Raw genomic sequence first — 23,398 nt, 5'->3', positions numbered from 1 at the left:
CGCTTCCGGTCTCCGCATGGGGCGGAGATCGCCCCCGGTCAGCGCGTTGCGCCCGCCGGGGCGGACGGCATTTCGGCGGGCGGGAGGCGCGCGATGTTCGAAGGTTTGTCCGAACGCCTCTCCGGCGTCCTCGACCGGCTGACGCGCCAGGGCGCGCTGACCGAAGCGGACGTGTCGGCCGCGCTCCGCGAGGTGCGCGTCGCCCTTCTGGAGGCGGACGTCTCCCTCCCCGTCGCGCGGGACTTCATCGCGCGGGTGCAGGAGAAGGCGACCGGCGCGGCGGTGACGAAATCCGTCTCCCCCGGCCAGCAGGTCGTCAAGATCGTCAATGACGAACTGACAGCGACGCTGGCGGGCGACGACGCGGCCGCCGGCAAGCTGCGGGTGGACAGCCCGCCCGCGCCGATTCTCATGGTCGGCCTCCAGGGCTCGGGCAAGACGACGACGACGGCGAAGATCGCGAAGCGACTGAAGGACCGGGAGGGCAAGAAGGTCCTCATGGCCTCGCTGGACGTGAACCGCCCCGCGGCGATGGAGCAGCTCGCCATCCTCGGCATGCAGGTCGGCGTCGACACGCTCCCCATCGTGAAGGGGCAGGACCCGGTCGCCATCGCGAAGCGCGCGAAGCAACAGGCGACGCTCGGCGGCTATGACGTCTACCTGCTGGACACTGCGGGTCGGCTCCATATCGACGAGGCGCTGATGGAGCAGGTCGAGGCGGTGCGGGACGTGGCGAAGCCCCACGAGACGCTCCTCGTGGTCGACGGCCTCACCGGGCAGGACGCCGTGAACGTCGCGACCGAGTTCGACGGGCGCATCGGCGTCACCGGCGTGGTGCTGACGCGGATGGACGGCGACGGGCGCGGCGGCGCCGCGCTCTCCATGCGCGCCGTCACCGGCAAGCCGATCAAGTTCGTCGCCACCGGCGAGAAGATGGACGCGCTGGAGGAATTCGTCCCCTCCCGCATCGCGGGCCGCATCCTCGGCATGGGCGACATCGTCGCGCTCGTCGAGAAGGCGCAGGAGACGGTCGAGCAGGACGAAGCCGAGCGCATGATGAAGCGGTTCCAGAAGGGCCGCTTCGACATGAACGACCTGCGCGGACAGCTCGAACAGATGATGAAGATGGGCGGGCTCCAGGGCCTGATGGGCATGCTGCCCGGCATGGGCAAGATGCAGAAGCAGATGGAGAGCGCGAATTTCGACGACCGCGTGATCCGCCGGCAGATCGCGCTCATCCAGTCCATGACGAAGAAGGAGCGGGCCAACCCGGACCTCATGCAGGCCAGCCGCAAGAAGCGCGTCGCCGCCGGCGCCGGGCTCGAGGTGCAGGAGCTGAACCGGCTGCTGAAGATGCACCGGCAGATGGCCGACATGATGAAGAAGATGGGCAAGATGGGGAAGAAGGGCCTGATGCGCGGCGCCCTCTCCCAGATGTTCGGCAAGGGCGGCATGAGCCCCGGCATGATGGGCGGCCCCGGCGGCGGCCTCACCCCTCCGGGCGGGATGCCGGGCGGCGGGCTCCCCGGCCTCGGCGGCGGCGCGCTGCCACCCGGCCTTTCGGGCTTCGGAAAGAAGAAATGACGATGGCCTTTGCGGAGCCGGCGACGGTCACGATCCCGTCTCTGACGACCGCGAGGCTGCGGCTTCGCGCGCCCGGCCCGTCCGACTTCGAGGCCTATGCCGAGTTCAGCGCCTCCCCGCGCGCCGCCGGCGTCGGCGGACCGATCAGCCGCACGGAGGCGTTCGGAAAATTCTGCGCGCTCGTTGGCCACTGGCGGATGCGCGGCTATGGCCGCTGGGTAATCGCTGATCTGGAAAGGGACGTGCCGCTCGGCGTTGTCGGCCCGATGTATCCCGAGGGCTGGCCGGAGCCCGAGATCGCCTGGACCGTGTTCGAGGCGGCGGAGGGCAAGGGCGTCGCCTTCGAGGCGGCGCAGGCGGCGCGCGCCTTCGCCTACGGAACGCTCGGCTGGCGCACGGCGATCTCCTGCACGCTGCCGGGCAACACCCGCTCCGAAGCGCTGGCGCGGCGCATGGGCGCGGTCGAGGAAAGCCTCTTTGCGCATCCCGAAGGGTTCGAACTGAAGGTCTGGCGGCATCCCGCGCCGGAGGCCGTTCAGTGACCCCGGTCCTCGAAACCGAACGGCTCATCCTCCGGCGTCCCGAAGCGTCGGACCTGCCCGTCTGGCTCGACTTCTTCATGAGCGACCGGGCGCGCTATGTCCGCACGCCCGAGCCGACCCGGGCGCTCGGCTGGCGGGCCTTCGCCACCATCATCGGCCACTGGGCGATCCGCGGCTTCGGCTCCCTCGTCTTCGCGGAGAAGGCGGCGCCGGAGGCCCCGCTCGGCGCCGCGGGGCCGTGGTTCCCGGAAGGCTGGCCGGAGCCGGAGCTCGGCTGGACGCTCTGGCGCGAGGAGGCGGAGGGCAAGGGCTTCGCCTTCGAGGCGGCCTCGGCGGCGCGGGATCATGCGTTCCGCGATCTCGGCTGGGAGACGGCGGTGAGCTATGTGGACGCGCGGAACACTCGCTCCGCCCGGCTCGCCGAACGGCTCGGCGCGCGGCCCGACTGGTCGGCGAAGACGCCGGAAGGCCTGCAATGCGTCGTCTTCCGCCATCCGAAGCCGGAGATTCATGCATGACCGACGACACCGCCCGCGCCGCCGGGCTCCTCGCGGAGCAGCGGCATCACATCGACAATCTCGACGCGATCCTCGTCTACACGCTCGCCGAGCGGTTCAAGGCGACGCAGGCGGTCGGCCGGCTGAAGGCGGAGCATGCGCTCCCGCCCTCCGACCCGGCGCGCGAGGCGCGGCAGGTGGAGCGGCTGAGGAAGCTGGCGGCCGACGCCGACCTCGATCCCGTCTTCGCGGAGAAGTTCCTGAGCTTCATCATTTCGGAAGTCATCAGGCATCACGAACAGTTCCAGAAATAGGGGCGCGGCCCCGGAGACATGACCAAAGGAGACTGACATGGCTGTGAAGATCAGACTGGCGCGCGGCGGCTCGAAGAAGCGGCCCTACTACACCATCGTGGCGGCGGACGCGCGCGCGCCGCGCGACGGGCGGTTCATGGAGCGTCTCGGCGCCTACAACCCGCTCCTCGGCAAGGACGACGAGAACCGCGTGAAGATGAATGTCGAGCGGATCATGGAGCTGATCGGCCAGGGCGCTCAGCCGACCGACCGGATCCGCCGCTTCCTCGAAGCCGCCGGCGCGGTGGAGAAGACGGTGCGCAACAACCCCGAGAAGGCGAAGCCGGGCCAGAAGGCGCTGGAACGCGCGAAGGAAAAGGCCGACAAGGCCGCCGCAGCGGCCGAGGCGCCGGCGGAGTGACGCCGCGTGCCTGGCGGGCCGGATGAGCTGATCTGCGTCGGCGCCGTCGCCGGCGCCTTCGGCGTTCATGGCGAGGCGCGGATCAAGTCCTTCTGCGCCGAGCCGGAGGACATCGCCCGCTACACCCCTCTCCTGACGGAGGACGGCGCGCGGAGCTTCACGATCCGCATCACGCGGCCCGTATCCGGCGGCTTCGCCGCGCGGCTCGGCGGTGTAGCGACGCGGGAACAGGCGGAGGCGCTGCGGGGCCTGCGTCTGCACGCCCCGCGCGCCCGCCTCCCCGCGCTGCCGGACGACGAGTTCTACCATGCGGACCTGATCGGGCTCGACGCCGTCGATACGGGCGGCGCGCCGCTCGGGCGCGTCCGGTCGGTCGAGAATCACGGCGGCGGCGATTTCCTCGAGATCGCCTGCCCGCCAGCGCCGCCGCTCCTCGTGCCGTTCACGCGGGAGGCGGTGCCGACCGTGGACCTCGCCGCGCGGCGCGTGGTGATCGACCCGCCGGAGGAGATTATCGTCGAAGGGGCGCCGGATGAGTGAGCCCCCCTCCCGCTCCCACGGCCGGATCGCGCCTCGCGTCACGCTGAAACCGCGTGCGCTGATGGAGGAGGCGGAGGTCATCGGGGTGTGGACGGCGCGGATCGTCACGCTCTTCCCCGAGCTTTTCCCCGGCCCGCTCGGCGCCTCGCTGCTCGGCCAGGCCTTGAGAACCGGGCTCTGGAACCTTACGACGCTGGACCTTCGCCGCTTCGGCGAGGGGCGGCACCGCAATGTGGACGCGCCGCCCGCCGGCGGCGGGCCCGGCATGGTGCTGCGGGCCGACATCGCGGCCGCGGCCGTTGACGAGGCGATGCGCGGCGCGCCGGAGGACCGGGCGCGTTGGCCTCTCGTCTATCTCTCGCCGCGCGGCAAGCCCTTCGACCAGACGATGGCCAGGCGATTCGCGGCCTGTGACGGCGTCACCCTGATTTGCGGCCGGTTCGAGGGGATAGACGAGCGGCTGATCGAGGCGCGCAGCGTCGAAGAGGTATCGCTCGGCGATTTCGTGATGACGGGCGGCGAAATCGCCGCAATGGCGTTGATCGACGCCACAGTTCGGCTTATACCCCGCGTCCTCGGAAACGCCGCCAGCGTGGCCGAGGAAAGCTTTTCTGCGGGGCTTCTCGAAGCGCCGCACTACACGAAGCCGCAGCTCTGGGAAGGGCGCGCGATACCGGAGGTCCTGCTCTCCGGCCATCACGCCCGGATCGCCGCATGGCGAACCGCGAAGAGCGAGGCGCTGACGAAGGAACGTCGCCCAGATCTCTGGCGGGCGCATGAGGCGAAGGCCTCCTCTGCGGACCCGGAGGCGAGGACAGAGCAATCGGGCGCGCACATCACCGCCGCCACAGGCGGGCTTGAAAAGGACTGAGACGATGAACCTGCTGCAGCAGATCGAAGCCGAGCACATCGCCGAGCTTGGCAAGAAGATTCCCGATTTCGCGCCGGGCGACGTGATCCGCGTGGGCGTGAAGGTGACGGAAGGGACGCGCAGCCGCGTCCAGGCCTATGAGGGCGTCTGCATCGGCCGCAAGGGCGGGATGACGCTCGGCGCCTCCTTCACCGTCCGCAAGATCAGCTTCGGCGAGGGCGTGGAGCGCGTCTTCCCGCTGCACTCGCCCGCCATCGACTCGATCGAGGTCGTGCGCCGCGGCAAGGTGCGCCGTGCGAAGCTCTACTACCTCCGCGACCGCCGCGGGAAATCCGCGCGCATCGTCGAGAAGACGAACTATCGCCCGCTCAAGGGCGCCACAGCCGAGTGACCTTCCGCTTTTCGTCCCCGCCGGAATGCGGGGGCGTCGAACGCCGTGACCGGCGTCACTTGCGGCGCTGCGCTTCGCCGGCCTAGTCTTGCGCGCGGCGCAACGACAGGCGGGTGGTTTCTCATGACGTTGACCCTTCGCGCACTCGCACTCGGCCTCGCGACACTGCTCGCGGCGGGCGCCGCCGCCGCGCCCATGGCGCTCATCGTCGACAGCCGCGGCGCCATCATCCCGCCGGCGCCCGCGCTGACCGAGGCCGAGGAGGGCGCGACCTTCACGCTCGACGAGGCCGCCGAGCTGATCGTCATCCATTACGCCAGCTGCGTCGAAAGCCATTTTCGCGGCGGCGAGGTCGCCATAGGCGCGCTCGGGGCCACCGGCGGGGCGGAGATCGTGGCGGAGACCGAGATCGAGTGCCCGCGCAAGGTCGCCCTCGCCGAGGCGCCGGACGCCGCGGCCTCCGTCGTCCTCCGCGGCGGGGAGGCGCGGACGGTCGTCAACGCGCGGCCCTTCTTCGTCGTGCTTGGCGAGGGACTGACCGAAATCTCGGTGGAGCGGGGCGGGGCCGTCGTCGGCGCGATGGACGTGCGCGGCGGCATCGCGCGCTGGCCGGCCGGGCTCGCGGCGCTGGAGCCGGGGGCGGAATACGAGATCGCCTTCACCGGCGGCGGCGTCACGCGGCGCGCGCCCGCCGCCGTCTCCCCTGCGGCCGGCGTCACCATCGTCCAGCCCTGAGGCGGCGATGAGGCCGCTGCGCCGCCTCCTCGCCGTCCTCTTCGCGGCGGCGGCGGGCGGCGGGCTCGCCGCGCTTGCGCCGCCCGCCGCGCTCGACGGCGCGGCGGGGGACGGCGCGGCGGCGCTGCGCGCTCTCGCCGCGCCGGGCGGCTTCGAGACGCCGCATGTCGCGCTTGTCCTCCTCGACGAGACGAGCGTAGCCGATCCCCGGCTCGAATCGACACCGCGGGCGCTAATGTCCCCGGTCTGGGCGACGCTGGCGGAGACGGCGCTCGCAAGCGGCGCGGTCTCCGTCGGCTTCGACTTCATCTTCGCCTTCGACGCCGCCGCCTTCCGCATCGGCGAAGAGGCGCCCCTCGCCCGGCATGACGACGCCTTCCTCCAGCTTCTGCGGCGGGAGGGGCGCGCGGGGCGCTTGGCGATCGGACGGAGCGCCGCGCTCGCGCCTGCGCGCCGCTTCGCGCTGATGGCGGGCGGGGCCAGCCTCGCTCATGTCGATATCGAGACGGAGCCGGACGGCGTGGTGCGCCGGGTCAGAACCGCCTTTCTCACGGTGGAAGGCGGCCTCGCGCCCACACTTTCGGGGGCGCTGACGGGCGCCGCAGCCGCGCCGCAAACGCTGAACATCATCCCGCCCGCACCGCTCGATTCGCTGCCCGCCGCCCGGCTCGCGGACGTGCTGGCCTGCGCGGAGGAGCCGGGCGGCGCCGCGGCGCTCTCCGCCTTCTTCGGCGGCCGCGTCGTGCTGGTCGGCGGCGCGCTGCCGGGGGAGGACCGGTTCCGCGCGCCGGACCGGTTCTTCCCCGTGCAGGAAGCCGCGCCGGAGGCGGAAGGCGGCCCCTGCGCCCTTGCCCCCCCGCCCGTGCGCGGGCCAGGGGGGGACCTGCCCGGCGTCTTCCTCCACGCCGCGGCGGCGGACGCCGTCCTCTCCGGCTGGGCGCCCGCGCCGACCGCGCCGGCGGTCGACGCTGCGCTCGCCGCGCTCTTCGCGGCGCTGGCGGCGCTGGCCGGGCTCCGGCTCGCCCCCGCGCGTGCGGCGGCGGCGGCGGGGGGGCTCGCCGTCCTCGGCTTCGCCGGAGCGGCGGCTGCGCTGGAGGCGGGGGTTCTCGCCCCGGCGGCGCGGCCCGGCCTCGCCGCGCTCCTCGGCTTCGGGATCGGCTGGGCTGGCCGGCTCCTCCTGCTGGACCGTCGCGCCCGCGCGCTTCGCGACAGCTTCTCCCGCTACCTCGCCCCGTCGCTCGTGGACCGGATGCTGAGCCAGGAGCGGCTCCCCGCCCTCGAAGGGGAGCCTCGGGAGGTGACGGTGATGTTCGCCGACCTTTCCGGCTTCACCGCGCTCTCGGAAAAGGTGAACAGCGGCGAGCTGGAGGCGACGGTGCTGACGGCGACCGTCAACGCCTATCTCTCGATCATCGCGGCGGAGGTCGAACGCTCCGGCGGCTATGTGGACAAGTTCATCGGCGACGCGGTGATGGCGCTCTGGAACGCGCCGGTCGAGGCGCCGGACCATGCGCGCGCGGCGGTGCGCGCCGCGGTGGCCATCAGGGAGCTGGTGCCCGCCGCCGGGCGGCGGGACCGCGCGCGGAACCTCCCCGCCTTCGCCGTGAAGATCGGGGTGAACGCAGGGCCGGCCATCGTCGGAAATGTCGGCACGGAAACGCGGATGAACTACACCGCGATCGGCGACGCCGTGAACCTAGCCGCCCGGCTCGAAGGGCTCTGCTCGACCTTCGGGACGGAGATCGTCCTCGGCCCGGGCGTCGCCGCCGCGTCGGCGGAAGACTTCGACATGCTGGAGATCGCCCCGATCCGCGTGAAGGGCCGGCGGGAGCCCGCCAGCGTCTTCACGCCGCTGGCGAAGGGGTCGGAGCCGGCGCGAATCGCCGCCTTCGCCGCCGCCCTCGCGCTCTGGCGCACGGCCCGTTTCGGGGAGGCTAGGGCCGCTTGGGAGGCGCTGACAGAGGGGGCGTGGCCAGGCGCCGGGGCCGCGGCGGCGATGGCCCGCTTCGCGCGCGAGGCCGAGGCCGGCCCGCCCCCGCCGCCGGATTGGGACGGGGCCGTGACGATGACGGCGAAATGATCCCGCGCCCTACCGCATCGTGTAGATCGGCGTGACGCCGATCCGGTGCCCGCCCTGCGCCGCCTCGGCCTGCAGGAGCGCCACGAACGCCTCCGCATCGCGCCCGCCGCGCTCCAACGTCTCGCGCAGCGCGTCCGGCCGCTCATCCGAGAGGATGGCGACGACGTGATCGGCGCCGACGGGATGCGTCACCTCCACATCCCCGATCCGCTGGCGGCCCTCCCCCGCGCGCACCAGGTCCGCGCCGGAGGCCACGTCGCGGACATCGGGGAAGACGAACTGCACCCGCCCGTCCGAGGCGAGGTTGACGATGGTGAGCCACGCGTCCGCCTCCGCCGGCCGCGCAACGGAGAGCGTGACATAGGCGCCGAGCCTGTGGCGCCCGTGATCCGGCTCGATCAGAAGCTCCGCATGCCTGCGCGCGCTCCAGCCCGTAAGCCGCCGCGCCGCGCGCCATGTCGTCAGCGCGCGGGCGAGCGCCGCACGGTCATGCACGGTGGCGACGAGATCGGCGCTCCGAAGGTCGATCAGCTCGCCCGCCTCCGCGTCCCAGATCAGGTCCGCCGCCTCCCGCGCCTCCGCCCAGGCGCCGCCGGGGCCGGGATCGCCCTCCGCCGCCGCGCCAAGCGGATGGACGAGCGCCGGCCGGTCCGGCTCCATCGATCCGGAGGCGGGCGGCGCGGCCAGGTTCGGCGGGCGCGCCGAGGCTGGGATGACGGCCGCCTCCGCGCCGATCCGGGCGGAGCGGAAGGTGACCGAAGGGGTCTGCCGCCCGGCGGAAAGCGCCCGCGCCTGCGCGCGCACATAGACGCTGAACTCGGAAAGCGGCATGTCCGGCCCGCCGAATCCCTCCGCCCCGTCGATGGCGCGCGCCACGGTCCAGCTCAGCGCGCCGCGGGGGACGCCGTCGATCTCCACCTCCGGTATCTGCTCCTCGTCCCGCGCCGCGGCGACGAAGACGATGTTGTCCGCACCCGACAGGTCCAGCCCCTTCGTCTCCGCGCCCGGCTTCGGCAACGGGTCCTCCCCGATTCGCCCGATCCCGCCGAACCGGGTCACGAGCGGCGCGCCGCGCGGGTCCCCCGCGCGAGTCATCGTCCCGCTGTGGCAGGAATCGACGATGACGAGCGCGCGCGCCCCGGGATGCACCTTCGCGAGAAGGGCGCCGATCTCGTTGTCCCGGAGCCGTTCGCCCGCCGCCAAGCCCGTGAAGTCAAATCCGGCGAAGACGATGGTCTCGTCGAGCCCGTCCTTCTCGTCGCCGGGGATGGCTTCGGGCTCCTGCAGACCGTGGCCGGCATAGGAGAAGACGAACATGTCCCCCGGCCCGGCCTTCGCCGCCTGCCGCTCGAAGGCGGCGATCACGGCGGCGCGCGTCGCCTCCCCGTCGACGAGGAGTTCGACTTCGGCGCCGAGGCGGCGGAAGGTCTCCGCCAGGTCCCGCGCGTCGTTCGCCGCGCCGCCGAGCGGGGGGAGCGTGCGATAGGCGTCCACTCCCACCACCACCGCATGGATATCCGCCGCCGCCGGAGCGGCCGCGAGGCAAGCGAGAAAGGCGAGGGGCCGGAACGCGCGCATGGGTAGAGAGTGCCAGCCCCGCGCCGCGCCGCCAAGACCGGGGCCGGCGCGAACGTGATGGATCGGGCGCCTGGGCTCGGGCATGGTCCCGCTATGATCCTCCTCCGCGCGCTCCTCTTTCTCTTTCTCGTGCCCCTCGCCGCCGAAGCCTGCGGCGCGGAGGCGCCCTGCGAGGCCGGGGGCGGCGCCTATCTGGCGGAAGTCCCGCCCAGCGCCGGCCCGCATCCCGCGATGATCCTCCTTCACGGCTACGGCGGCACGGGCGCAGGGATGCTCCGCGACCGGGCTCTGGTCGAGGCGGCGCTCGCGCGCGGCTACGCCGTCGTCGCACCGCAGGGCGCGCCGCGGCAGGAAGGCGACCGGGGCGGCGCCTGGAACAGCTTCGCCAGCCATGAACGGCGCGACGACGTCGCCTTTCTCTCCGCGGTGGCGGACGACGCCGCCGCGCGATTCGCGCTCGACCGGGGGCGGATGCTCCTCTCCGGCTTCTCCGGCGGGGGCATGATGGCCTGGCGCGTCGCCTGTGATGCGCCCGCCGCCTTCGCCGCCTATGCGCCGGTGGCGGGCCTCCTCTGGCGGCCGCTGCCGGTGGGCTGCGCGGGGCCTGTCTCGCTCTTCCATGTCCACGGCTGGGCTGACGAGGTCGTGCCGCTCGAAGGGCGCTCCGTCGCCGGGGGCCGAATCACGCAGGGCGACCTCTTCGCCGGGCTCGCCCTTCTGCGCGCCGCACTCGGCTGCCCGAAGGACGAGCCGGACGGATACGCCGCCTCCGGTCCCTTTCTCCTCCGTTCGTGGGAGGGCTGCGCCGCGGGCGCGCGCCTCGCCCTCGCGCTCCATCCCGGCGGCCACCGCATCCCCGAAGGCTGGGCCGCGCTGGCGCTCGACTGGTTCGAGGGGAAGGCGGCGGACTGAGCCGCAGGCTGGACAGGCCGCATCCGCTCCGGAAAGACTGCGAGCCGTGCGCGGCGAAGAGGAGCGGAAACGATGACGGACCTGCCGGAAAAGGGCGCCGGGCGGCCCGACCCGATGGCGTTCGGCCGGGCGCTGCAGGCGGGGCTCGGGCTCAATCTCCTTGTCGGGGACGTGGAGCGCGCAGCCCGCTTCTCGGCGGAGGTTCTCTCCGCCCGGGTCGTCTATCTCGAGCAGCATTTCGCTGTCGTCACGCTCCTCGGCGCGACATGGCAGCTCCATTCCGACTGGTCCTATCGCAACCATGAGATGCGGGGCGTCGTCGCCGGGGTGGAGGCGCGGGGCGCCGGCGCGGAGTTCCGCCTCTACGGGCTCGACCCGGACGCGGCGGAGGCGCGGGCGCGCGCGGCGGGCGCCATCGTCCTCTCCGGAGCCGTGGACAAGCCGCACGGCCTCAGGGAGGCGCATCTGGTCGATCCGGACGGCTATGTCTGGGTTCCCTCGGCGGCGTTGCGTGAAACGTGAGGGCGCACGCCCGATTCACCATTTATTCGCCTCACGGTGGCAGCGTTGGCATATCGGCGGGTTGACCAGAAGGCGCCGCCAGTGAGCCGCGAAAGCCGGAAAATCCGGCCGACGCTTCAGCAACCGGAGAAGGCGCGCGCCGGGCCTCGGCCAAAGGCGAGACGACCCGCCGCGCGCGGAAAGGCGTGACCCATGAAGATCCGCTTGTCCCGTGCCGTGAAGACCACCAGCCTCGGCGCCGCCACCTGCATCGCGGCGCTCCTTGCCTCCAGCCTCGCCGCCGCCGCGCAGCAGGGCGCGTTCTGCGGCCCGCGGGAGCGGATCGTCGCCCAGCTCGCAGACAAGCACGGCGAGACGCGGCGCGCCGTCGGACTCCAGCAGAACATGCAGGTGATGGAGACCTACGCCAACAGCGAGACGGGGAGCTGGACGATCATCGTCGCCATGCCGACCGGCGTCGCCTGCCTCGTTGCGGCGGGCGAAGCGTTCCAGACCGAGGCGGGCGCGGCGCCCGTCGCCAAGAAAGACGAGCCTGCCTGAAGAAACGGCGCGCCTCTCGCCCGATGGGCGCGCCGGACGGCGTTCAGTTCAGCCCGGCCATGTGCGGGTAGGACCAGGTGTATTCCGTATCCGCCAGCGGCTGATGGCATTCGCGGCAGGCTGTCGTATCCCGGTTCAGGTTCTCGCCCGCAGGGCTGAAGGCCTCGAACTCCCAGCCGCCGACCTTCAGGTCGTCCGGATACTGGTCTTCCCAGCCCGACTTCCGCTCCATCACGAGGATGACCGACAGTTCCCCCGGAATGCGGCGGCCAAGCTGCGATTCGATCACCTCGCCCGATTCGTCCTTCCTCGCCTTGTAGATTTCGGCGACGAGGACGGAACCGTCCGGCAGCGGCTCGCCGGCCTGCGCCGCCGTGCGGGCGATGTCGTTGGCCCAGAAATTCATGATCTGGTCCTCCTGCCCCAAGCGGTCCGAAATCAGGTAGTTGCTGAAGCTGGTCCGGTAATCGGCCGGAAAGGCGAGGCTGCGATCCTCCAGCGCGGCGGCGCCGAGGGCGAGCGCGGCGGGGAGGGCGAAGGCGGCGAAGGCGAAGCGGCGGGTCATGGCGGGTCCTTCCTGTCAGGTGGGTGCGCCCCACAGGCATCCTACGTCAACGTCGGCGCTCCGGTTTCAGGGATTCGCAGCGCCGCGCCCCATTTCGCGCAGTTCGCGGAATTTCCATAAAATTTCGCCTGCGGCCTTGAACGAAAGTGACGACTGAACAATATGAAAAAAATTCATTCGTCGCTATTCCGCGGCGAGGCCGGGTGGAGACGCGCATGGCGAGAGACGGCGTTGAGCAGCAGGGCGGCGTGACCGCCCGGATCGCAACCTTCATCGTCCGATGGCGCTGGGCCTGGCTTGCGCTCACAGTGATCCTGGCGGCCGTCTCGGTCGCCCGGCTGGACCGGATCGTGCCGATCGACCCCGACGCGCGTATCTTCTTCGCACCCGAGAATCCGGACCGGCAGCGCCTCGACGCATTCGAGGCCATGTTCTCGAAGGACGACAACCTCGTCTTCCTCGTCGAGCCGCTAGACGGCAAGGTGTTCACACCGAAGACGCTCGCCCTGATCGGAGAAATGACGGAGGAGATGTGGCGCCTGCCCTTCGTCCGCCGCGTCAACTCGATCACGAATTTCCAGCACACCTACGCCGAGGGCGACGAGATGATCGTCCGCGACCTCGTGGAGGATCCCGCGAACGTGACGCCGGAAGAGGCGGCCGAGGCGCAGGAGATCGCGCTCTCCCGCATCGAACTCCGCAACTCTATGATCGACCCGGCGGCCTCGATCACCCAGGTGCAGGTGCTCTTCACCCTTCCTGGCGTCAACCCCGAGGTCGAGGGGCCGAAGATCTACAACGAGGCGCAGGCGCTGATCCAACGGGTGGAGGCCGCCAATCCCGGCGTCGATCTCCGGCTCACAGGCTCCGTCGCGCTCAACCAGCAATTCGCCGATTCGGGGCAGAATGACGCCTCCTCGCTCACGCCCCTCATGTTCGCGGCGATCCTCCTCATCGTCGGGCTCGCGCTCCGGTCCTTCTTCGGGGTGGCGAGCGTCCTCCTGATCATCATCCTTTCCGCCCTCGGCGGGCTCGGCGCGCTCGGCTGGATGGGGGTGCAGCTCAATTCCGTCACCGTGCTGGCGCCACTCTACGTGATGACGCTGGCGGTCGCCTCCGCGGTCCACATCCTCGTCTCGGTGCGCCAGCACATGGTGGATACCGACGACCGGCAGGAATGGGCGCGCCGCGCGCTGACGGAACATATGGGCCCCATCGTCGTCGCCTGCGTGACGACCGCGATCGGCTTCTTCTCACTCAACTTCTCGATCTCGCCGCCGTTCCGGCAGCTGGGCAACATCACCGGCTTCGGCGTGCTGGCGGCGATGATCTACACGCTTACGCTGCTCCCGGCGCTCGTCGCCATCCTGCCCTTCCGGCGGCAGACGACGCGGCCCGCGGCGGGGCTGGCGATGGACCGGCTCGCCGAGTTCGTCATCGCGCGCCGCCGACCGATCCTTCTCGGCGGGTTTGCTGTCGTCGCCGCTGCGGCGGCGGGGGTCAGCCAGCTCAAGCTCGAGGACAATTTCGTCGAGTATTTCGACGAGAGCTACGAGTTCCGGCGCGACACCGACTATGCTGAGGAACGACTGGCGGGGCTCTACCAGCTTGAATTCAAGGTCGACAGCGGGCGCGAGCAGGGCATCAACGACCCGGCCTTCCTCAAGACGGTGGATAGCTTCGCCGAATGGCTGCGCGCGCAGCCCGAGGTCGTCAACGTCCGCACGCTCACCGACACGGTGAAGCGGCTGAACATGAACATGCACGCGGACGATCCGAGCTACATGCGGATCCCGGACGATGCGAACGAGGCGGCGCAATACCTCTTCCTCTACGAGCTCTCCATCGGCTACGGCATGGACCTGACGGACCAGATCGACGTCTCCCGCCAGTTCATGCGCGTCACCTTCAACATGCGGGACGTGACGACCTCGGACATGAGGGACCTGACCGGCCGGGCGGAAGCCTGGCTCGCCGAAAACGGCGACCAGTCGCTGACCGCGGCGCCGACCGGGATCGTCCATGTCTTCAACCTCATCTCCTATCGCGACACCCGCGCGATGCTGACCGGCACCGCCATCGCCCTCGTCCTCATCTCCGCCATCATCATGCTGGCGCTGAGGGACATCAGGATCGGGCTCATCTCGCTCATCCCGAACGTGCTGCCCGCCGTCGTGGGCTTCGGGCTCTGGGGCTACGGCGTCGGCGCCGTCACGCTCGCCATCGCGGTCGTGCTCGCGGCGACGCTCGGCATCGTGGTGGACGACACCGTGCACTTCCTCTCGAAATACGCGAAGGCGCGGAGAGAGGGGAAAACGGCCGAGGATTCGGTGCGCTACGCCTTCTCGAAGGTCGGCATGGCGCTTCTCGTGACGACAGTGGGTCTCGTCGCCGGCTTCGGCGTGCTCGCGCAATCCGGCTTCGCGGTGAACGGCGACCTCGCCAAGCTCACCGCCATCACCATCACCATCGCGCTCGTGGCGGATTTCCTGCTGCTGCCGGCGCTTCTGATCCAGCTCGACCAGAGGAGAACGCCCATGCGGATCCCCGCTCCCGCCCCCGCCCTCGTCGCCGCCGGCCTGATCGGCCTCGGCCTCGTCGCCTTCGCGAAGGACGTGATGGCCGAGACGCCGGAGGAGAAGGGCCTCGCCATCGCCATGGAGGCGGACCGGCGGGACCTCGGCTTCGGCGACTACACCGTTCAGGGCCAGATGATCCTGCGCGACAGCCAGGGCCAGAGCTCCACCCGCGTCTTCCGCAACATGATCAAGGAGCGGCCGCAGGGCGGGGTCGGCGACCTCGCCGTGATCGTCTTCGACGAGCCGCGCGACGTGAAGGGCACCGGCCTCCTCACCCACGCCAATATCGAGCCCGCGGATGACGACCAGTGGCTCTACCTCCCCGCGGTGAAGCGGGTGAAGCGCATCTCCTCCTCCAACCGGACGGGCAAGTTCGTCTCCTCCGAATTCTCCTACGAGGATCTCGGCGGGCAGGAGGTCGACGACTTCACCTACAAGTGGCTGCGGGACGAGCCCTGCCCCAATCTGGACGGGACCTGCTATGTCTCCGAGCGGACGCCGAAGAATTCGAAATCCGGCTATTCGAAGACCATCGTCTGGATCGACCAGGCCGAATACCGGCTCGATCAGGTCGAGTTCTACAACCGCCGCGGCGAGTTCGAGAAGGTGATGACCTTCGGCGGATACCAGCAATATCTCGGAAAGTTCTGGCGGCCCGACACGATCAACATGCAGAACCGCCAGACGGGCAAGAGCACCGAGCTGGTCTGGTCCGACTACGTCTTCAACGCCGGGCTAGAGGAAGGGGATTTCGATGCGCAGCGTCTCGACCGCATGGCGCGCTGAGCGCTTCGGCGCCGGCGCCGCGCTCTCCGTCGCAGCGCTCGTCCTTGCGGGGTTCTCGCCCTGCGAGGCGCGGGCGGAGGAGGCGGATTTCGGCCCCTTCACGCCTGAATACGCTGAGTTCTTCGGCAAGATCGAGGGCGAGGCGACGCTCTTCGGCGAGGGGCCGCGCTTCGCCGGGCAGCGGCGGCACGACCTTTCCGTAGCCATCGAGCCGACGATCCGGGCCGAATGGCTGGACGGCGACCTGCAGTTCACATTCACGCCCTTCGCCCGCGCCGCCGCGGCGGACGAAGACCGGAGTCATTACGACATCCGCGAGGCGAAGTTCGACGTCCGGAGCGGCGACTGGGAGGCGACGGTCGGGCTCGACCGCGTGTTCTGGGGGAAGACCGAGGCGAACCACCTCGTCGACATCATCAACCAGACCGACGCGGTGGAGGATATCGACGACGAGGACAATCTCGGCCAGCCGATGGTCCGTATCTCCCGCCTCACGGAGATCGGGGAATTCTCCGTCTTCTACCTTCCCTATGTCCGCACAAGGACCTTTCCGGGGCGAGAGGGGCGGCTCCGCTCCGCGCTGGTGGTGGACGAGAGCGCGCGGGTGATCGAGCGGGATGGCGGGCGCTGGGCGCCCTCCTTCGCGGCGCGCTTCGCGGGCGTCTTCGGCGACGCCGATATCGGCCTCTCCGCCTTCAACGGCGTGGCGCGGGACCCGACACTGCGCCCCGGCGGCTTCGTCGCGACGCCGGGCGGGCCGGCGCCGACCCGGCTCGTGCCCGTCTACGAGACGATCACGCAGTTCGGCTTCGACGGCCAGTATACGAGCGGCGCGACGCTCTGGAAGGCCGAGGCGATCTGGCGCGACGGGCAGGAGGATCTCCGCGGGCGCGAGCGCGCCTTCGTCGGTGCGACGGGCGGGCTCGAACACACGCTCTTCGGCGTCGGGGAAGGGACGGGCTTTCTCGAAAACGCCGATCTCGGCCTCATCGCGGAATATTCCATCGACAGCCGGGGGCGGAACGCGACGACGATCTTCCAGAACGACGTGATCCTCGGCGCCCGGCTCGCGCTCAACGACATCGCTGACACGTCCTTCCTGCTGACCTCCGCGATAGACCACGAATTCGGCGCGGCCTCGATCCGGCTTGAGGCGGAGACGCGGGTGACGGACGGCTGGATCGCCTCTCTCGAAGGCGTGCTCTTCGTGAACGGTGGCGAAGATCCAGTCGCTGCGGACCTGCGCGACGACAGTTTCATCCGCATGAAACTGGCCTATTATTGGTGAAGGAGGAACCATCCTGACCGATACTCTGGCGGATCTCCGCCCGTCCGACCATGCGGACGAGACGCGGGCGATGATCCTCCGCCATGCGGAGGACCTCTTCGCGCATTACGGTTTCTCGAAGACCTCGATGGCCGACATCGCGGAACGGGCGGGCATGTCGCCGGGCAACCTCTACCGCTATTACCGAAACAAGCAGGCGATCGGCGTCGCCGTGATCGAGGCGTTCTTCGCCGACAGCCGGTCCGCCATGCTCGCCGCGGTCGCCTCCGAAACCGATCCGGAGGAACGGGTCAAGGCGTTGTTTCGGGCGGGGCTGCTCAACATGCTGGCGATGATGGACCGCACGCCGAAGATCATGGAGCTTTGCGAATTCCTCTGCGCCGAGGACGGACCGCGCCATGTGCTCGACCGGCACATCGCCTGGAAACGCGCAAGGGTCGAGGCGGAGCTTGCAGAGGGGATGGACGCAGGCGCTTTCGCCCGCGCGCCCATGCCGGAGACGGCGGTGGACCTGATGCACTGCCTGAAGGCCTTCCAGATGCCGCAATGCCTCGCCGAATGGCGGGACAAGTCCACGATCATGCCGGAATTCGAGGGCGTGCTTCAGCTGGTCTTCCGCGGGGTGCGGGCGAAAGGCTGAGCAAACGGTTTCGCAACTGCGAAATCCTCGTTGCCGGTCAAGACGCCCCGTGCTTCACTTCCGTGACGCCAACCGGGAGACAGACATGAACCGCGCCGCCTTCGCCCTGCCCCTCATCCTCCTCGCCTCGCCCGCGCTCGCGCATCTGCCGCACGGGGAATACGGGTCGTTCATGGCGGGGGCGACGCATCCGCTCTTCGGGCTCGATCATGTCCTGGCGATGGTCGTGGTCGGCCTCTGGGCGGGGATGATCGGCGGGCGGGCGACGCTGGCGGCGCCCGCGACCTTCGTCCTCGCGATGGTCGCGGGCTATGCGCTCGCGCTCGCGGGCATGGCGCTGCCGGCGGCTGAGCCGATGATCCTCGCCTCCATCGTCGCCTTCGGACTCGTCGCCGCGCTGGCGCTGAAGCTGCCGCCCGCCGCCGCGGCGGGGCTCGCCGGGCTCTTCGCGCTCTTCCACGGCCATGCGCATGGCGGGGAGATCGGCGGCGCCGGCGCGCTGGCCTTCGGGCTCGGCTTCGCGCTTGCGACGGCGGGCCTGCATCTCGCGGGGTTCGGGCTCGCGCGGGCGCTGTCGGGAGCCGGCGCGCGCGCGCTCGGCGCGCTCACGGCGGCGGCGGGCGCGGCGCTGGCCCTCAGCTGAGAAGGCCCATCGCCCCGTCCCAGGCCAGCTTCGCGCCGGTGACGCCGAGGAGGACGACCATCATCCCGAAGTAAAGCCGCTCCGGCACATGCCGGTGCGCCCAGACGCCGATCAACACCCCGGCGAAGGCGGCCGGGGCGAGGCTGAGCGAGCGCGAGAGCGTGGAGAGGTCGAGCACGCCAATCGCGGCGTAGGGCCCGATCTTCATCAGGTTGATCGCCCAGAAGATGAGGATCGTCGAGGCCTGGAAGGCCGTCTTCTCCAGCCGCTCGCCAAGGAGATAGAGCGTGATCGGCGGGCCGCCGGCATGGCTGATCGTCGAGGTGAAGCCCGCCGCCCAGCCCCAGATCGCGGCGCGGAGCGGTCGCCGCCCCCCGGCGCGCGGCCGCCAGCCGGCGCGCTGCGCGAACTGGAAGGCGACGAAGGTCAGCGCGATGAGCCCGAGCGCGAGGCGCAGCGCGTCCGGCGGCACGGAACCGAAGGCCAGCGCCCCCGCGCCGATCCCGAGGGCGGCGGCGGCGATGGCCGGGAGCGCGGCGGCGAGGCTCCAGCGCCGCCAGTAGGAGACGATCCCGACCTGGTCCATGAGGATGAGCAGCGGCAGCATGATCGCCGCCGCCGCCGCCGGCCCGGCGGCGAGCGCGATGAGCGGCGTGGCGGCGAATCCGAGCCCGCCCCCGAACCCGCCCTTTGAGATTCCGGCGAGGAGGACGGCCGGAATCGCCGCCGCCCAGAAGGCGGCTCCGGCTTCGACCATGCCGCCGGCTTCTCACTTGCGAGCGCGGGGGGCAAGGCGTATTCAGGCCCGCGACCTTCACGGAGTCCAGGAAAGGCCCGCTTCCATGTCACGACCGAAAATCGCGCTCATCGGCGCCGGCCAGATCGGCGGCACGCTCGCCCACCTCGCCGGCCTGAAGGAAATGGGCGACATCGTCCTATTCGACATCGCCGAGGGCACGCCGCAGGGCAAGGCGCTCGACATCGCGGAATCGAGCCCGGTGGACGGGTTTGACGCGAAGCTGAAGGGCGCGAATTCCTATGCGGACATTGCGGGCGCCGATGTCTGCATCGTCACCGCCGGCGTGCCGCGCAAGCCCGGCATGAGCCGTGACGACCTTCTCGGCATCAATCTCAAGGTGATGAAGGCCGTCGGCGAGGGCATCGCCGAACATGCGCCGGGCGCCTTCGTGATCTGCATCACCAACCCGCTCGACGCGATGGTCTGGGCGCTGCGCGAATTTTCCGGCCTGCCGAAGCACATGGTCTGCGGCATGGCGGGCGTGCTCGATTCGGCGCGCTTCCGCTATTTCCTCGCCGAGGAGTTCGAGGTCTCGGTGAAGGACGTCACCGCCTTCGTGCTCGGCGGGCACGGCGACACGATGGTGCCGCTGACCCGCTACTCCACCGTGGCCGGCATCCCGCTCCCCGATCTCGTGAAGATGGGCTGGACGACGCAGGAGAAGCTCGACGCGATCGTGCAGCGTACGCGCGACGGCGGGGCCGAGATCGTCGCCCTGCTGAAGACTGGCTCCGCCTTCTACGCCCCCGCCGCCTCGGCCATCGAGATGGCGGAAGCCTTCCTGAAGGACCAGAAGCGCGTCCTGCCCTGCGCCGCCTGGGTCGAGGGCGCCTACGGGCTCGACGGCATGTATGTCGGCGTGCCGACGATCATCGGCGCCGGCGGCGTCGAGAAGGTCATCGACATCAAGCTCGACAAGGCCGAGCAGGAGATGATGGACAAGTCCGTCAACGCCGTGAAGGGCCTCGTCGCCGCCTGCAAGGACATCGACGGCGCGCTGGCCTGAGCCGCCGCCGCCCGCTCACCGGCGGGCGGCGCGCCGCCTCTCGAACGGGGCATGATCCGCGGCGTGGAAGTCGCGGATCGCCTGTCCGGTCTCCGGCGAACAGACGATCGCCGCAGGCAGGTCCGGCTCTACCGGATCGTCGCCTCTTCCGCCCCGATACCAGCCTCTCCGCAATGCGGCCGACCTTCGTCTCCGGCTGTCACGGCGTCTTCGCCGCGCTCTCCCCGGTGTAGCCGAGCTTGGCGAAATCCGCGGCGTAGACCCGGCGCAGGATCTCGAGGCAGCGCTCCGTCGTCGGCGGTGGGCGGCCTCCCGGATGGGCGGCGCCCGTGTTCTTCTCCGGCAGGTCGGGCGCCAGCCCGTGGGCTTCGGCGAAGGCGGGCCAGTCCGCGCGCAGCGACTCGATCCGCAGGACGTGGTCGACGGCGATGTTCCCCGCCCCGTCGGTCAGCATCGGCGCCTGCGGCTGCAGGTGCAGTTGGCGCAGGTAGTCCGGCCGCTCCGCCAGCCGTTCGGCGAAGGCGTTGTGGTCCATCTCCGGCGGGATGTGGCGGGCGGCCCAATGGGCGTCTTGCGGGTTGATGCCGCCTCCGCGCAGGAAATAGAAGGCCGAGATGTAACGGTCGACCGGATGGCGCACCACGGCGAAGGTCACGGGCATCTTCACGCCCTTCGGACGGTGGCGCAGGTAGAAGGACAGCGGCTTGTGCCCCGGCGTCGACTTGACCCCGGTCGCCAGGATGCTGGACCCGGCCGCCTTCGGGACATGGATGAAGATCGGGCCCGCCCAGACCTCCGGGTCGGGCCCCTCGATCTCGAGCATGGCATAGAGGATCTCGCGGCGGACCACGCCCTCATTCACGCCGCGGAGCCGCGCGACAACCGGAGACAGGAACCGGACAGAGGCTCTCCGGACGAGGCGCAAGACTTTCTGAACGAGAGGAGTGGGCATCGTGTTTCGTTCGGTTTCCGCGCGGGTCTCAGTCAAGCGCATGGTGGCGGCGCGTGAGCGCGGCGTATGGCGGCGAGCACGGGACCCGCCGCAGCGCGAAGTCGCTCCGGAACCGCAGGCCCCGAACTCTGCGCTTCTCACGGCGCCGTTTCGGGCCGTTCGGCGCGCGTGCGCCATGCCGGGCGAGAAAGCCCCCCGCGCTGGCGCCGCCGCATTTCGGGACATGGATGAAGAAGACCTGCCCGTTGATCGTCGCCAGCGGCATGAGCGTTTCCTTCGTCATCCAGCATGGTTTGTGTTTCAGACGCTTGCCGGGCTGTCAACGACGCGCGCCCGGCGCGCGCCCCGGAGGGTCTGATACCGCCCGAACGGGTAGTTACCAAAAAATCACGGTCATTTTCGTTGCGAACTGGCGGCGAGCGGCTTATGCGATGCGGACACGGCGCGCTGCGGGGCGCCGCCGAGTGGCGCTGGCCCCGCGGGGTCGATGATCTGGCGACGGACCGAACCCCATGAACATTCACGAATATCAGGCGAAGCACCTCCTCAAGGAATACGGGCTGCCCGTATCCGACGGCCGCGCGGTGACGCGGGCCGAGGAGGCCAAGACACAGGCCGGCGCGCTCGACGGGCCGATCTGGGTCGTCAAGGCGCAGATCCATGCGGGCGGCCGCGGCAAGGGCTCCTTCAAGGAGGACTCGGCCGGGCCGAAGGGCGGCGTCCGCATCGCCAAATCGGTCGAGGAGGCGGCGGAGGAGGCGGAGCGGATGCTCGGCCGCACCCTCGTCACGCATCAGACCGGCCCGGCGGGCAAGCAGGTCAACCGCGTCTACATCGAGGACGGCTCGGACATCGAGACCGAACTCTACCTCGCCCTGCTGGTGGACCGGGAAACCTCCCGCGTCTCCTTCATCGTCTCCACCGAAGGCGGGATGGACATCGAGGCGGTGGCGCATGACACGCCGGAAAAGATCCTGACCTTCTCCGTCGATCCCGCCTCCGGCGTGCAGCCCTTCCACGGCCGCCGCGTCGCCTTCGCGCTCGGGCTGACGGGCAAGGCGGTGAAGCAGTGCGTCACGCTCGTCACGAAGCTCTACCAGCTCTTCACCGAGAAGGATTGCAGCCTGCTCGAGATCAACCCGCTGATCGTCAACAAGGCCGGCGATGTCGTCTGCCTCGACTGCAAGATGAACTTCGACTCGAACGCGCTCTACCGCCACCCCGAGATCATGGCGCTCCGCGACGAGACGGAGGAGGACCCGAAGGAGCTTCAGGCCTCGAAATTCGACCTCAACTACATCGCGCTCGACGGCGAGATCGGCTGCATGGTGAACGGCGCCGGCCTCGCGATGGCGACGATGGACATCATCAAGCTCTACGGCTCCGAGCCCGCCAACTTCCTCGATGTGGGCGGCGGCGCGACGAAGGAGAAGGTGACGGAAGCCTTCAAGATCATCACGTCTGACCCGAACGTGAAGGGCATCCTCGTCAACATCTTCGGCGGGATCATGCGCTGTGACGTGATCGCCGAGGGCGTGATCGCCGCGGTGAAGGAGGTAGGCCTCCAGGTCCCGCTCGTCGTCCGGCTCGAAGGGACGAATGTGGAGCTCGGCAAGAAGATCCTCGCGGAATCCGGCCTCAACATCACCTCGGGGGACGACCTCGCGGATGCGGCGCAGAAGATCGTAAAGGCGGTGAAGGGCTGAGGGCCCGCTCCGGACCGGCAGTGATTTGAACAGGGGGCCCTCATGGCCGTTCTCGTAGACAAGAACACCAAGGTGATCTGCCAGGGCCTCACGGGCTCGCAGGGCACCTTCCACTCCGAACAGGCGATCGCCTACGGCACGAAGATGGTCGGCGGCGTCACGCCCGGAAAGGGCGGGACGACGCATATCGGCCTCCCCGTCTATGACACTGTGGCGGACGCGCGGGAGGCGACGGGCGCCAACGCCTCGGCCATCTACGTCCCCCCGCCTTTCGCCGCCGATGCGATCCTCGAAGCCATCGACGCGGAAATCGAGCTCATCGTCTGCATCACCGAGGGCATCCCGGTGATGGACATGATGAAGGTGAAGCGAGCGCTGCAGGGCTCGAATTCGACTCTCATCGGCCCGAACTGCCCCGGCGTCATCACGCCGGACGAATGCAAGATCGGCATCATGCCCGGCCATATCCACCGCCGCGGGCGGATCGGCATCGTCTCCCGCTCCGGCACGCTGACCTATGAGGCGGTGGGGCAGACGACGGCGGCGGGCCTCGGCCAGTCCACCTGCATCGGCATCGGCGGCGACCCGATCAAGGGTTTCGAATTCGTCGACGCGCTGGAGCTGCTGCTGGCGGATGACGAGACCGAGGCGATCATCATGATCGGCGAGATCGGCGGCTCCGCCGAGGAGGACGCTGCGGACTTCGTTAAGCAGAACCGTGTCAAGAAACCGATGGCCGGCTTCATCGCCGGCCGCACGGCCCCTCCGGGCCGGCGCATGGGCCATGCCGGGGCGATCATCTCCGGCGGCAAGGGCGGCGCGGAGGACAAGATCGAGGCGATGAAATCCGCCGGATACACCGTGGCCGACAGCCCCGCCGGGCTGGGGGCCGCGATCCTGAAGGCGATGGGGCGCTGACCTGACAAAG

General features: G+C 70.1%; 25 protein-coding genes. 20 read left to right on the top strand and 5 right to left on the bottom strand.

What is annotated here, in order from left to right; all coding sequences use genetic code 11:
• Positions 1-93 precede the first annotated feature (93 nt).
• From ffh to ACE37J_RS17465, 10 genes are all read left to right on the top strand, one after another.
• Positions 94-1,584: a signal recognition particle protein gene (gene ffh, locus ACE37J_RS17510; RefSeq protein ID WP_409713450.1), complete on the top strand. Its 1,491-nt coding sequence runs from the start codon at positions 94-96 to the stop codon at positions 1,582-1,584.
• Entirely contained in the window at positions 1,581-2,126 is a 546-nt protein-coding gene (locus ACE37J_RS17505) for a GNAT family N-acetyltransferase (protein ID WP_409713447.1), read from the top strand. The genes ffh and ACE37J_RS17505 overlap by 4 nt, the downstream gene beginning before the upstream one ends.
• A complete protein-coding gene (locus tag ACE37J_RS17500; protein WP_409713444.1) occupies positions 2,123-2,644 on the top strand; it encodes a GNAT family N-acetyltransferase in 522 nt (173 codons plus the stop codon). The genes ACE37J_RS17505 and ACE37J_RS17500 overlap by 4 nt, the downstream gene beginning before the upstream one ends.
• A complete protein-coding gene (locus ACE37J_RS17495; RefSeq protein ID WP_409713441.1) occupies positions 2,641-2,937 on the top strand; it encodes a chorismate mutase in 297 nt (98 codons plus the stop codon). The genes ACE37J_RS17500 and ACE37J_RS17495 overlap by 4 nt, the downstream gene beginning before the upstream one ends.
• 37 nt (positions 2,938-2,974) lie before the next feature.
• Positions 2,975-3,337, top strand: a complete 363-nt coding sequence (gene rpsP / locus ACE37J_RS17490; RefSeq protein ID WP_409713438.1) for a 30S ribosomal protein S16 — start codon at positions 2,975-2,977, stop codon at positions 3,335-3,337.
• 6 nt (positions 3,338-3,343) lie between these two features.
• A complete protein-coding gene (gene rimM, locus ACE37J_RS17485; RefSeq protein ID WP_409713435.1) occupies positions 3,344-3,877 on the top strand; it encodes a ribosome maturation factor RimM in 534 nt (177 codons plus the stop codon).
• Entirely contained in the window at positions 3,870-4,748 is an 879-nt protein-coding gene (trmD, locus tag ACE37J_RS17480) for a tRNA (guanosine(37)-N1)-methyltransferase TrmD (RefSeq protein ID WP_409713432.1), read from the top strand. The genes rimM and trmD overlap by 8 nt, the downstream gene beginning before the upstream one ends.
• Positions 4,749-4,752: 4 nt before the next feature.
• A complete protein-coding gene (gene rplS / locus ACE37J_RS17475; RefSeq protein ID WP_409713429.1) occupies positions 4,753-5,139 on the top strand; it encodes a 50S ribosomal protein L19 in 387 nt (128 codons plus the stop codon).
• Between the two features lie 123 nt (positions 5,140-5,262).
• The gene (locus ACE37J_RS17470; RefSeq protein WP_409713426.1) at positions 5,263-5,874 is read left to right on the top strand and encodes a hypothetical protein; all 612 of its coding nucleotides are present in this window, start codon (positions 5,263-5,265) and stop codon (positions 5,872-5,874) included.
• Between the two features lie 7 nt (positions 5,875-5,881).
• Positions 5,882-7,954 (top strand): adenylate/guanylate cyclase domain-containing protein, encoded by a 2,073-nt coding sequence (locus tag ACE37J_RS17465; protein ID WP_409713423.1) that lies wholly within the window; start codon positions 5,882-5,884, stop codon positions 7,952-7,954.
• A gap of 9 nt (positions 7,955-7,963) precedes the next feature.
• Here ACE37J_RS17465 and ACE37J_RS17460 read toward each other — a convergent pair whose 3' ends face one another.
• Complete coding sequence (locus ACE37J_RS17460) at positions 7,964-9,616, bottom strand: caspase family protein (protein ID WP_409713420.1); 1,653 nt, start codon at positions 9,614-9,616, stop codon at positions 7,964-7,966.
• 9 nt (positions 9,617-9,625) lie between these two features.
• On the opposite strand from ACE37J_RS17460, the gene ACE37J_RS17455 reads away from it, so the two are divergent.
• From ACE37J_RS17455 to ACE37J_RS17445, 3 genes are all read left to right on the top strand, one after another.
• Positions 9,626-10,444 carry an alpha/beta hydrolase family esterase gene (locus ACE37J_RS17455; RefSeq protein ID WP_409713417.1) on the top strand — a complete coding sequence of 273 codons (819 nt, stop codon included), beginning with the start codon at positions 9,626-9,628 and terminating at the stop codon, positions 10,442-10,444.
• 72 nt (positions 10,445-10,516) lie between these two features.
• Positions 10,517-10,966 (top strand): glyoxalase, encoded by a 450-nt coding sequence (locus ACE37J_RS17450; protein WP_409713414.1) that lies wholly within the window; start codon positions 10,517-10,519, stop codon positions 10,964-10,966.
• 216 nt (positions 10,967-11,182) lie between these two features.
• Entirely contained in the window at positions 11,183-11,506 is a 324-nt protein-coding gene (locus ACE37J_RS17445; RefSeq protein WP_409713411.1) for a hypothetical protein, read from the top strand.
• 43 nt (positions 11,507-11,549) lie between these two features.
• On the opposite strand, the gene ACE37J_RS17440 is transcribed toward ACE37J_RS17445, so the two are convergent.
• Positions 11,550-12,071 carry a cytochrome P460 family protein gene (locus ACE37J_RS17440; RefSeq protein WP_409713408.1) on the bottom strand — a complete coding sequence of 174 codons (522 nt, stop codon included), beginning with the start codon at positions 12,069-12,071 and terminating at the stop codon, positions 11,550-11,552.
• A gap of 215 nt (positions 12,072-12,286) precedes the next feature.
• Here ACE37J_RS17440 and ACE37J_RS17435 point away from each other — a divergent pair, with 215 nt between their 5' ends.
• The 4 genes from ACE37J_RS17435 to ACE37J_RS17420 all read left to right on the top strand — a co-directional run bounded on the left by ACE37J_RS17435 (position 12,287) and on the right by ACE37J_RS17420 (position 18,007).
• Positions 12,287-15,436: an outer membrane lipoprotein-sorting protein gene (locus ACE37J_RS17435; protein ID WP_409713406.1), complete on the top strand. Its 3,150-nt coding sequence runs from the start codon at positions 12,287-12,289 to the stop codon at positions 15,434-15,436.
• Complete coding sequence (locus tag ACE37J_RS17430) at positions 15,405-16,724, top strand: hypothetical protein (protein WP_409713403.1); 1,320 nt, start codon at positions 15,405-15,407, stop codon at positions 16,722-16,724. Before ACE37J_RS17435 ends, ACE37J_RS17430 begins: the two co-directional genes overlap by 32 nt.
• A 70-nt stretch (positions 16,725-16,794) precedes the next feature.
• On the top strand, positions 16,795-17,364 hold the full coding sequence (locus tag ACE37J_RS17425; RefSeq protein WP_409713400.1) for a TetR/AcrR family transcriptional regulator: 570 nt from the start codon (positions 16,795-16,797) through the stop codon (positions 17,362-17,364).
• Positions 17,365-17,449: 85 nt separating this feature from the next.
• On the top strand, positions 17,450-18,007 hold the full coding sequence (locus tag ACE37J_RS17420; protein ID WP_409713397.1) for a HupE/UreJ family protein: 558 nt from the start codon (positions 17,450-17,452) through the stop codon (positions 18,005-18,007).
• Here ACE37J_RS17420 and ACE37J_RS17415 read toward each other — a convergent pair.
• Entirely contained in the window at positions 18,000-18,764 is a 765-nt protein-coding gene (locus ACE37J_RS17415) for a sulfite exporter TauE/SafE family protein (protein WP_409713394.1), read from the bottom strand. The genes ACE37J_RS17420 and ACE37J_RS17415 overlap by 8 nt on opposite strands.
• A gap of 85 nt (positions 18,765-18,849) precedes the next feature.
• Between ACE37J_RS17415 and mdh the strand changes: the two genes are divergently transcribed.
• The gene (gene mdh / locus ACE37J_RS17410) at positions 18,850-19,812 is read left to right on the top strand and encodes a malate dehydrogenase (protein WP_409713391.1); all 963 of its coding nucleotides are present in this window, start codon (positions 18,850-18,852) and stop codon (positions 19,810-19,812) included.
• A 199-nt stretch (positions 19,813-20,011) separates the two neighbouring features.
• On the opposite strand, the gene ACE37J_RS17405 is transcribed toward mdh, so the two are convergent.
• The gene (locus ACE37J_RS17405) at positions 20,012-20,662 is read right to left on the bottom strand and encodes a sulfotransferase family 2 domain-containing protein (protein ID WP_409713388.1); all 651 of its coding nucleotides are present in this window, start codon (positions 20,660-20,662) and stop codon (positions 20,012-20,014) included.
• Between the two features lie 130 nt (positions 20,663-20,792).
• The gene (locus ACE37J_RS17400; protein WP_409713385.1) at positions 20,793-21,047 is read right to left on the bottom strand and encodes a hypothetical protein; all 255 of its coding nucleotides are present in this window, start codon (positions 21,045-21,047) and stop codon (positions 20,793-20,795) included.
• Between the two features lie 229 nt (positions 21,048-21,276).
• Between ACE37J_RS17400 and sucC the strand changes: the two genes are divergently transcribed.
• Together sucC and sucD are read left to right on the top strand one after the other, a co-directional pair.
• Complete coding sequence (sucC, locus tag ACE37J_RS17395) at positions 21,277-22,470, top strand: ADP-forming succinate--CoA ligase subunit beta (RefSeq protein ID WP_409713382.1); 1,194 nt, start codon at positions 21,277-21,279, stop codon at positions 22,468-22,470.
• Positions 22,471-22,512: 42 nt separating this feature from the next.
• Positions 22,513-23,388, top strand: coding sequence for a succinate--CoA ligase subunit alpha (sucD, locus tag ACE37J_RS17390; protein WP_409713379.1), 876 nt, complete (start codon positions 22,513-22,515; stop codon positions 23,386-23,388).
• Positions 23,389-23,398 lie beyond the last annotated feature (10 nt).

Source organism: Pikeienuella sp., from assembly GCF_046290545.1.
Lineage (GTDB): Bacteria > Pseudomonadota > Alphaproteobacteria > Rhodobacterales > Rhodobacteraceae > Pikeienuella.
This window is presented reverse-complemented; position numbering and strand designations above follow the sequence as displayed.

Bases quoted from the DNA above. Each gene is read 5' to 3' on its own strand.
- ACE37J_RS17440 (WP_409713408.1), bottom strand. From the start codon at position 12,071: ATGACCCGCCGCTTCGCCTTCGCCGCCTTCGCCCTCCCCGCCGCGCTC.
- sucC (WP_409713382.1), top strand. From the start codon at position 21,277: ATGAACATTCACGAATATCAGGCGAAGCACCTCCTCAAGGAATACGGG.
- ACE37J_RS17435 (WP_409713406.1), top strand. From the start codon at position 12,287: ATGGCGAGAGACGGCGTTGAGCAGCAGGGCGGCGTGACCGCCCGGATC.
- ACE37J_RS17430 (WP_409713403.1), top strand. From the start codon at position 15,405: ATGCGCAGCGTCTCGACCGCATGGCGCGCTGAGCGCTTCGGCGCCGGC.
- ACE37J_RS17420 (WP_409713397.1), top strand. From the start codon at position 17,450: ATGAACCGCGCCGCCTTCGCCCTGCCCCTCATCCTCCTCGCCTCGCCC.
- ACE37J_RS17450 (WP_409713414.1), top strand. From the start codon at position 10,517: ATGACGGACCTGCCGGAAAAGGGCGCCGGGCGGCCCGACCCGATGGCG.
- ACE37J_RS17415 (WP_409713394.1), bottom strand. From the start codon at position 18,764: ATGGTCGAAGCCGGAGCCGCCTTCTGGGCGGCGGCGATTCCGGCCGTC.
- ACE37J_RS17465 (WP_409713423.1), top strand. From the start codon at position 5,882: ATGAGGCCGCTGCGCCGCCTCCTCGCCGTCCTCTTCGCGGCGGCGGCG.
- ACE37J_RS17470 (WP_409713426.1), top strand. From the start codon at position 5,263: ATGACGTTGACCCTTCGCGCACTCGCACTCGGCCTCGCGACACTGCTC.
- trmD (WP_409713432.1), top strand. From the start codon at position 3,870: ATGAGTGAGCCCCCCTCCCGCTCCCACGGCCGGATCGCGCCTCGCGTC.
- ffh (WP_409713450.1), top strand. From the start codon at position 94: ATGTTCGAAGGTTTGTCCGAACGCCTCTCCGGCGTCCTCGACCGGCTG.
- mdh (WP_409713391.1), top strand. From the start codon at position 18,850: ATGTCACGACCGAAAATCGCGCTCATCGGCGCCGGCCAGATCGGCGGC.
- rpsP (WP_409713438.1), top strand. From the start codon at position 2,975: ATGGCTGTGAAGATCAGACTGGCGCGCGGCGGCTCGAAGAAGCGGCCC.
- rplS (WP_409713429.1), top strand. From the start codon at position 4,753: ATGAACCTGCTGCAGCAGATCGAAGCCGAGCACATCGCCGAGCTTGGC.
- ACE37J_RS17455 (WP_409713417.1), top strand. From the start codon at position 9,626: ATGATCCTCCTCCGCGCGCTCCTCTTTCTCTTTCTCGTGCCCCTCGCC.
- sucD (WP_409713379.1), top strand. From the start codon at position 22,513: ATGGCCGTTCTCGTAGACAAGAACACCAAGGTGATCTGCCAGGGCCTC.
- ACE37J_RS17400 (WP_409713385.1), bottom strand. From the start codon at position 21,047: ATGACGAAGGAAACGCTCATGCCGCTGGCGACGATCAACGGGCAGGTC.
- ACE37J_RS17460 (WP_409713420.1), bottom strand. From the start codon at position 9,616: ATGCCCGAGCCCAGGCGCCCGATCCATCACGTTCGCGCCGGCCCCGGT.
- ACE37J_RS17505 (WP_409713447.1), top strand. From the start codon at position 1,581: ATGACGATGGCCTTTGCGGAGCCGGCGACGGTCACGATCCCGTCTCTG.
- ACE37J_RS17425 (WP_409713400.1), top strand. From the start codon at position 16,795: ATGATCCTCCGCCATGCGGAGGACCTCTTCGCGCATTACGGTTTCTCG.
- ACE37J_RS17495 (WP_409713441.1), top strand. From the start codon at position 2,641: ATGACCGACGACACCGCCCGCGCCGCCGGGCTCCTCGCGGAGCAGCGG.